General features: G+C 37.1%; 8 protein-coding genes. All 8 read right to left on the reverse strand.

Going from position 1 to position 7,969, the window contains the following annotated elements; genetic code table 11:
* Window positions 1-315: 315 nt before the first annotated feature.
* Entirely contained in the window at window positions 316-1,800 is a 1,485-nt protein-coding gene (lysS, locus tag DES48_RS15420) for a lysine--tRNA ligase (RefSeq protein ID WP_113870195.1), read from the reverse strand.
* Between the two features lie 290 nt (window positions 1,801-2,090).
* Window positions 2,091-2,603 carry a 2-amino-4-hydroxy-6-hydroxymethyldihydropteridine diphosphokinase gene (gene folK, locus DES48_RS15425; RefSeq protein ID WP_079707653.1) on the reverse strand — a complete coding sequence of 171 codons (513 nt, stop codon included), beginning with the start codon at window positions 2,601-2,603 and terminating at the stop codon, window positions 2,091-2,093.
* Window positions 2,600-2,965 (reverse strand): dihydroneopterin aldolase, encoded by a 366-nt coding sequence (gene folB, locus DES48_RS15430; RefSeq protein ID WP_079707652.1) that lies wholly within the window; start codon window positions 2,963-2,965, stop codon window positions 2,600-2,602. The genes folK and folB overlap by 4 nt, the downstream gene beginning before the upstream one ends.
* Entirely contained in the window at window positions 2,958-3,794 is an 837-nt protein-coding gene (gene folP / locus DES48_RS15435) for a dihydropteroate synthase (protein ID WP_113870196.1), read from the reverse strand. The genes folB and folP overlap by 8 nt, the downstream gene beginning before the upstream one ends.
* 146 nt (window positions 3,795-3,940) lie before the next feature.
* Window positions 3,941-4,879, reverse strand: a complete 939-nt coding sequence (cysK, locus tag DES48_RS15440; protein WP_113870197.1) for a cysteine synthase A — start codon at window positions 4,877-4,879, stop codon at window positions 3,941-3,943.
* A 199-nt stretch (window positions 4,880-5,078) separates the two neighbouring features.
* Window positions 5,079-5,987, reverse strand: coding sequence for a peptidylprolyl isomerase (locus DES48_RS15445; RefSeq protein ID WP_079707649.1), 909 nt, complete (start codon window positions 5,985-5,987; stop codon window positions 5,079-5,081).
* A gap of 11 nt (window positions 5,988-5,998) precedes the next feature.
* Complete coding sequence (gene hslO, locus DES48_RS15450) at window positions 5,999-6,868, reverse strand: Hsp33 family molecular chaperone HslO (protein WP_079707648.1); 870 nt, start codon at window positions 6,866-6,868, stop codon at window positions 5,999-6,001.
* Window position 6,869: 1 nt separating this feature from the next.
* Window positions 6,870-7,655: a type III pantothenate kinase gene (locus DES48_RS15455; protein WP_113870198.1), complete on the reverse strand. Its 786-nt coding sequence runs from the start codon at window positions 7,653-7,655 to the stop codon at window positions 6,870-6,872.
* Window positions 7,656-7,969 lie beyond the last annotated feature (314 nt).

A 7,969-nucleotide genomic window follows, 5' to 3' on the forward strand; every position in this document is an offset into this window, starting at 1 on the left:
ACCTAATGTGCTTTTATGAGATGTCTTTACTCATAACTTGACTAGCATGTTACTTCTTACCATATTGGTTGTTTTGTTCAGTTTTCAAAGATCAATGTTTTGCTGTTTTTTTGCGACAGCTTTTATATTATATAAAAAACAAAATTAATTGTCAACTGTTTTTTATAATTTTCTTGTCAGCTTATTTTGTAGAAAAATCAGCGACCTAATTAATATAACACCCGGATTAGTATAAGTCAACAAGAAAATCATAAAAGAAACTAGAACATCTAGCACGTTATATTCTCTATCTTGTTCTAGCTTCTTTTTTAATATTTAATCGCGATTTCGCATCTGAGGAAATAGCAAGACATCCCTAATAGATGGAGCATTCGCTAACAACATCACTAATCGATCAATACCGATGCCAAGTCCTCCAGTAGGTGGCATTCCATATTCTAAAGCTTCTAAGAAATCTTCATCCATTTCATGTGCTTCATCATTTCCTTGTTCTTTTTCTTTCACTTGTGCCTCGAAACGTTCACGCTGATCAATTGGATCATTTAATTCAGAGAAAGCATTTGCATGTTCTCTTCCTACAATAAATAATTCAAAGCGATCAGTAAACCGTTCATCTTCTTTATTTTTCTTAGCTAAAGGTGATATTTCAACAGGATGACCATAGATAAACGTAGGTTGTATCAATTTTTCTTCAACACGTTGTTCAAAAAATTCATTCACAATATGACCAAATGTCATCGTATTTTGAATTTCGATATCGTGCTCTTTAGCTAATTCTTTGGCTTCATCATCTGTCATATGGTTCCAAAAATCTACACCTGTATATTCTTTAATTACATCTACCATGTGAACTCGTTTCCAGTTAGGTTCCAAGTTTACTTCCTGCTCACCATAAGGAATTGTAGTAGAACCAAGCACTTCTTGCGCAATATGCGCAACCATATTTTCAACTAGTGACATAATATCATGATAGTCTGCATAAGCTTCGTATAGTTCAAGCATCGTAAATTCTGGGTTATGACGAGTAGAAACTCCTTCATTCCGGAATACACGACCGATTTCATATACCTTTTCCATGCCACCTACAATTAAACGTTTTAAGTGTAATTCAATAGCAATACGCATGTACAACGGTATATCTAATGCATTATGATGCGTGATAAAAGGTCGAGCAGAAGCCCCTCCTGCAATACCATGCATCATCGGTGTTTCCACTTCTAAGAAACCTAAATTATCTAGGTATCTTCTCATGGATTGAATAATTTTACTTCTAGTAATAAACGTTTGTTTGCTATCTGGATTTGTAATTAAATCCAGATAGCGCTGACGATAACGTTGCTCCACATCTTTTAACCCATGGAACTTCTCAGGTAATGGTCGCAATGACTTTGTAAGGACATCAAACGTTGTTGCCTTAACGGACAACTCGCCTACATTTGTTTTAAATACTGTACCTGTTACACCTACTATGTCTCCAAGATCCGCAGCGTTAAAAAACTCATATGCTTCTTCTCCAATTTTATCTTTACGAACATACAATTGAATTTGACCGCTTAAGTCTTGAATGTGAGAGAAACCAGCTTTACCTTTGCCACGCTTCGTCATAATTCGCCCTGCGACAGTAACTGTAATAGCTTTTTCCTCTAACTCTTCTTTTGTGTATTGATCATATACCTCGACTATTTCAGTAGCTAGGTGTGTGCGTTCAAATTTATCACCAAAAGGATCTAGCCCTTTTTCGCGGAACGCTTGAAGCTTGTCCCTCCGGACACGCATATGTTCGTTTAGTTCTTCTGACATTTTTTTCACTCCTAAGATCTAGTTTGCTTTACTATAATTATTAAAATATTAATTAGAGCTATATAAAAATCGATATATCTTATACTATCATAGCACTAGATATTATCACTTACAAAGGACTGACAGTGATAACCTGCCAGTCCTTTACTATATTTTATTATGAATGGATCTCATCAACCTATCAACTACTAATTGACAATAAAACAAAATTATTTTCAATAGTATAATGTTTGCATTCTCTTATCACAAATACTAGCAGTTTGTCACGTTGCTGTCTATTAATTATGCCCTTATCTACTTTCATTATCGGAGAGAGACCACTTCGCAATACCCTCTTTTTCTTTAGGTGGAATATCACTTAATGCTTCAGCAACAGTTTTTTGTACCGATGGGATATAAATCATTGAATTAATCTCATGTAAAGGTACTAACACAAACGGTCTTTCATGCATTCTTTCATGTGGAATAATAAGTTGATTCGACCTTACACTTTTTTGATTATACAGTAAAATGTCCAGATCAATGGTACGCGGTCCCCACCTTTTTTCTCGTTTGCGTCCTAATACATTTTCAATGGACTGGCAGGTTTGTAGTAACTTAAATGGTTCAAACGTCGTTTCCACTTCAATGACCATATTTAAAAAGTATGCTTGATCTGTCACACCTACAGGAGCTGTCTCATAGATGGATGATTGAGACGTAACCTTTATTTCCTTACATTTACGAAAAGCATCAATCGCTTCTGTTAAATACTCGTAACGAGGTGAAATATTGGAACCTAGCGCTATGTAGCAAGTGGTCATTTCAAGCGTTCCCTATAAATCTCTACCGCTACCGATTGATAGTGACCATGTATAGGAGGATCTGGCTTATCAACCTTTATTCGACACGCATGTATTAATGTGAATTTATGAAGCAATTTAGATGAGATTGTTTCTGCTACCGTTTCGATCAGACGGAAAGCTTTACCCTCGACCACTTGTTTAATCACCTGATAGACGGCACCATAGTCAATTGAATCTTCCATGTTATCGGATTGACCTGCTTTCTGTAAATCAAGCTCTAGTTCTACGTCCACATTAAAACGTTGCCCTAATTTATTTTCTTCTGGAAACACACCGTGATAACCGTAAAAGGCACATCTATTTAAATAAATCTTATCCAACTTCTATCACTCCTTTACCGACCATCGCATCCATCATTTTTGTCATTCGCGTAGTCATGGTTACATTATGGACCCGTACTAAGTCTACTCCTTTTGTAATGCCATAACAAGTAGTCGCTCCTGTTGCCTCATCCCTTTGATCAACCGGTAGATTGGTTACTTTTGCCACCATTGATTTCCTCGAAGTGCCTAGAAGTACAGGATAACCCATTGCCGCTATTTGATCTAACGCACGCATCGCTTCTAAATTCTGCTCTAATGTTTTTGCGAAGCCAATGCCAGGATCTAGTATGATTTGTTCAGCAGACACGCCATTGCGCTTAGCAATCGCAACACTTGTTTTTAGATCTGCGAGCATATCCATTACAAAGTGTTGGTAATTGGGTTCCTTCCTATTATGCATTAAAATCAAAGGAACCTGATGATCCGCTGCAACTTTAGCTATCTGTTCATCGTATTTAGCTCCCCAAACATCATTAATTATATCTGCTCCTGCTTCAATCGCTTGCTTTGCAGTATCTGATTTATAGGTATCAATAGAAATAGGAACAGATAAAACTGCACGAACAGCTTTGATTATCGGTATTACCCGAGATAATTCTTCTTCAACTGAAACCGGAGTATGACCAGGGCGAGTAGATTCTCCACCAATGTCAATCATATCTGCTCCAGCCTGTACCATTTTTTTCGCTTGCTCAACCGCTTTGTCTACATGATTAAATTTACCACCATCAGAAAAGGAATCTGGCGTAACATTCAAGATTCCCATTATCATTGTCTTTTGATCTAAGTCCAGTTTCCCTTGTTTCGTTGTTATTATTCGATTCATTACGTTTCACCTTTTATTTTTTATTTTAACACCAATAATACTATATAAACACGGTTTGTACATCTTGCAAATATAAACTTTAATAGGTTACTACTTTAACTATTCATCTATAAAAGCAACAAAAAAAGCAACTCTCGCAAGGAGAGTTACTTAATAGATGAATCTTCATCAAATTGATATAGAGGTGTTGATAAATAACGTTCCCCATTACTAGGGATTACGGCTAAAACTTTCTTTCCTTTACCTAATTGCTTAGCTACTTGCTTGGCCGCATGCAGCGCAGCACCTGAAGAAACACCGCCAAGTAAACCTTCTGTTTTAGCAGCTTCTCGGGCAGAAGTATAAGCATCTTCATTGCTCACCTTAATTACTTCATCATAGATATCAGTATTTAGTACTTTTGGTACAAAACCTGCACCAATTCCTTGGATTTTATGCGGTCCCGGTTGTCCACCAGAAAGTACAGCCGATCCTTCTGGTTCAACCGCATAAATCTTAATGTCTTGGTATTTCTCTTTTAAAACTTTACCGGCACCGGTAATTGTTCCACCTGTTCCAATTCCAGCAATAAACGCATCTAATTGCCCACCCATCTGTTCTACGATCTCTACTCCAGTAGTGCGTTCATGAATAGAAGGATTGGCTTCATTTTGGAATTGCTGTGGCATAAAGTACCCATGCTGTTCTTGAAGTTTTTGCGCTTTTTTAATCGCACCTTTCATTCCTTCAGATCCTGGTGTTAACACGAGTTCTGCACCATATGCACGCAGAAGATTACGTCGTTCCATACTCATCGTATCAGGCATTACTAGGATAGATTTGTAACCTTTAATAGCAGCGACCATCGCTAAACCAATGCCAGTATTACCACTTGTCGGTTCAATGATTGTATCATCTGGTTTTAAATCTCCACTAACTTCAGCTGCCTCGACCATTGCTAATGCAATACGGTCTTTAACTGAACTACCAGGATTCATAAACTCAAGTTTTACATAAATGTCTGCTTCATTGTCGTTGGTAAAACGATTTAACTTTACAATAGGGGTATTTCCGATTAATTCCGAAATAGATTGTGCTACTTTCATTTTTTTCACCACTCCTAATTCCGAGTAATCTTATTTGTTTAATATCACCTTATGTGATTTCCAGCATTTTGTCAACTTTTTTTGCTGCTATTTAAAAATTTGCTTATAAATAGTAATCCCTCACTTTTAAGTTAATTAAACTTTTAAGCGAGGGATAAACTAAAATATTCAGTTGATCTACTAGTAGATGATAGTAGTTTTATTTGTTTTTATATACCCAATCTACTTCAAGCTGATTCCATAAAGAAGTCGCCTGAGGTACATCTTCCATTTTCTCCAACGCAATCTCTCTTCTGATATGCGCATGCAGTTGATCATAACTTAAATCCACTTCGGGTAGATAGCGATGTAAATAGATGATCGCAACACCGTCTTCTGTTTGTATCGGTTCGCTATACGTATGTTCATTCATTTCTTGCGCATACTCAAAGTAACCTGACGGAAGATAACTACTTGAACTGGTAAAATAGCCTAGGTAACCTCCCGTATCACGAGTCTCTTCATCTGTGGTATATTGTCTTGCTAACGTTGAAAAAGAAGTTCCACCATCCAGCTCACTTATAATTTTTTGCGCTGTTGCTTGATCTTCTACAGTGATATGGGATAGTTGAATAGAAGGTGAAAAATGGTACTGTTCACTATATTGATTATAGTAAGACTCAATTTCTTCCTCCGAAACGAGAATGTCCTGCGTGACCAATTCTTCTAGATATAGACGGTTCGTCACTTCTTCTTCCAACCTTTGTTCTTTCTGATCAATAGCTTCTTCTGTTAAAATACCTTCCATCGTAGCTAATAGTGACAACTCTAGTTGTACAACTCCTTCATTAATAGAAAGGTTTTCCTGGTCAGCTAATTGGTTAGTAACATCTTTGTTTATCATTTCCTTTAAGGCTTTTTTTCCATACTTATTTTCTAAATAGGTTAACCATTGCTGATAAGTTATTTTTGTATCATTTACCTTTGCAACCGGAGCATCAGGATTAATATCAACCGAGAATCCCTCCGAAGTATTTTTCGACTGGGGACTCCATAACCATAACGCTAGTGTCAATATATTTGTAAATAGCAGCGTCAATAGGATACCAAAAATAAACTTATTCCTCATGATTACTCCCCTTATTGTTTTAGACTTTCTAGATCTTCTATGTCTACTGTATACACTTCATTACAGAAATGACAAGTAGCTTCTGCGCCATGATCTTCAGTAATCATTTTGTCGATTTCTTCATTACCAAGACTTTTAATAGCGTTTTTAACGCGATCAATTGAACAAGTACAAGAAAATGCTACCGGGATAGTTTCGTGAATGCGTAAATTTCCAACACCAAACAATTGCTCTAACACTTGCTGCGGCGTGTTTCCTTCTCTAATTAACGTAGAAATAGGTGGTATGGAATTAATGTTATTTTCTAGTTGCGTTATTGTCTCTTCCGTTGCACCAGGCATCACCTGTACAATAAAACCACCCGCAGCTAAAATCGTATGGTCTGGATTAACTAATACACCGGCGCCAACAGATGAAGGTACTTGTTCTGAGTTTGCAAAATAATACGTGAAATCTTCACCAATCTCTCCCGAAACAATTGGTACTTGACCTGTGAAGTTTTGTCTCAAACCCAAGTCTTTCACAACACTTACGTTACCGGTCGTACCCACAGCTCGTGCCACATCTAATTTTCCGATGCCATTAAGCTCAAAATCAACGTGTGGGTTGGTTATATACCCACGAACTTCTCCTTTCGCATTCGCATCAGCAATGATAGGTCCTGTTGGGCCGTCCCCTTCAACTTTTACAGTTAGTTTATCTTCCCCTTTTAACATCGCTCCCATCATAGTCGAAATGGTGATGGTTCTTCCTAATGCAGCAGAAGCGGTTGCCCATGTATCGTGTCTTCTACGCGCTTCTTCAACGGTCTCTGTAGATTGAATAGCATAAGCTCGAATTGTGCCGTTAAAAGCGGTTGCTTTAATTAAATGATCTTTCATTCTATAATGATGCTCCTTTGGCTTCTAATTTTTTGTAAATAGTAAATAACCCTTTTAGCGTCAGGGCTGAATCAACAATGTCAATCGTTGATGATTCATCGGCTATCATGGTTGATAAGCCACCTGTTGCAATTACGGTTGGATTTGTTTCACTCATCGCTTTAAAGCGACGTACGATCTCGTCAACTTGACCAACATAACCAAAATACACCCCTGACTGCATAGCTTCTACTGTCGATAAGCCAATTGCTGAGTTAGGATGTGTAATTTCCACTTTGGGTAGTTTGGCAGCTTTTGAATAAAGCGCTTCTAGTGATATATTAATCCCTGGCGCAATAGCCCCTCCGACATATTCAGCTTGTTCATTTATATAGCAATACGTCGTAGCTGTACCAAAATCAATGATGATAAGTGGTGCACCATAATTCTCTATTGCGCCCACCGCATTAACAATACGGTCTGACCCTATTTCTTTTGGGTTTGGATATTTCATTTTTAATAACGTTTCAATTGATTGATCCCCAACAATAATCGGCTTCTGATTAAAATATTTTTCAGACATACGATCTAATGCGTACATAATTGGTGGTACCACAGAGGAGATAATCACACCGTCCACATCATCAAACGTTAATCCATCATGTTGAAATAATGATTTAATTAACATTGCATATTCATCTTCTGTTTTTTCTCGATCGGTTTTTATTCGCCATTGGTATTTTAGTGTTTCTTCTTCAAAGATACCAAGCACAGTATTGGTATTACCAACATCTAATACAAAAATCATCGCTTCACCAACTCTATCTTTTTCTAGCTTTATTAAAAAGCTTCTCTCTTTTTATATTGTATCTAGTCCCAAAAATAATTTACAGTAAAAACAAAAACATAGCAACTAAGAGAACTCGACTGACGAGTTCAGAGGGATAAATGAATGTTTGTCTTCTATTTTGCTATATCTTTGCACAAAAAAGCAACTCCATGCATTTATCATTTATATAACTTTATCAATAAATATCCGCCCGTAAAACGGGCGGTTTTAATTTCGCCCTAGAAGGGCACTTTACTAACTACCCCTAAAGGGGCTTTTAAATTGACCGTCAA

Source organism: Paraliobacillus ryukyuensis (assembly GCF_003315295.1).
GTDB lineage: Bacteria > Bacillota > Bacilli > Bacillales > Amphibacillaceae > Paraliobacillus > Paraliobacillus ryukyuensis.